General features: G+C 66.9%; 1 pseudogene. It reads right to left on the minus strand.

The window, feature by feature from the left end:
• Positions 1-1,068 (minus strand): annotated as a pseudogene (locus C486_RS21260) (DUF927 domain-containing protein); the annotation flags it as partial.

A 1,068-nucleotide genomic window follows, 5' to 3' on the forward strand; every position in this document is an offset into this window, starting at 1 on the left:
CGATCGGCACCTCGCCAGCCCCGAGTCCCATATCGTGCGCGAACGACTGGTACAGCCGACAGCCATAGATCAGCGTCTGGATCGCCTGGTGGCGCATATCATCGAGGCCACTGAACCCCAACTCGGAGATGCAGTCGGTCGCCTCCTCACGTGCGTCGCGCCAGGTCGACCGGAGGTCGTCCTCGCCCTGGTCGAGAACCCACTGGTAGTAGGCGAGTGCGTGTTCGCTAAGGTCGTAGCCCTCGGCGACCTCGCCGTTGACCTCGCCGCCGGTGAGCCGGGCGAACGCCTCGGATTCGGGCGTGCCGCCGACGCTGGCCTGCCGCGAGAAGTTGGTCTGTAGCGTCCGACGCTCCTCGGCAGTCCCGCGGAGGGCCTGCTCGCCGGAGATGACCGCCGGCGCGAGAAGTTCGTGACCGACGACGCTGCCGTCGGGACGTCCCTTCTCCTCGATCCCGCCACGGGTCGACGTCCGCAGGAGACTGTGGAACTGGTCGACCGCGTACGATGACATGTCGGCCGGCTTGTACTCGTCGAAGACGATCGGGAGCGCGTTCGACGTCGCGAGCGCCCGCATCTTCGGGAACGTCGTCCCGTCCGCACGGAGGAGATCGCCACCGACGCCGAAACACGACCACAGCGTCTCGAGGGTCGCGGGCTTACCGGCACCCGTATCGCCGGTGACCGCGAGGATGTTGAACTCACCCTCCCACTGCTGGATGTACGGCCGCGTTGCGGCAGCGTAGAACCACCCGAGCGCTGGGAGTAGCCGTTCGGTGATCCGCGTTTTCGGGAGGAGGCGGAGGATCTCGCGGACAGTCTCGTCGTCGTAGTCGTCACCCATGTCGGGCTCGAGTGAGCACTTGTTCGCGAGTGGGGTGTTCGCCGCCTCGAACACGCTTCCGGGGTCGTCCGTCCAGCCGTCGGCCGTCAGCGTTCCATCGGGGACGACCCACTCGTCCTCGTGGAGGCCGATGTGCTCGGTCCCACGCCGGACGGGCGCGTCCTGTTGTGCAACGTACTCTTTCAGTCGGTTGAGGTCCGACGGGCTCCCGTCGTAGGTAGCCG

The organism is Natrinema gari JCM 14663, from assembly GCF_000337175.1.
In the GTDB taxonomy this organism is placed as follows: Archaea; Halobacteriota; Halobacteria; order Halobacteriales; family Natrialbaceae; genus Natrinema; species Natrinema gari.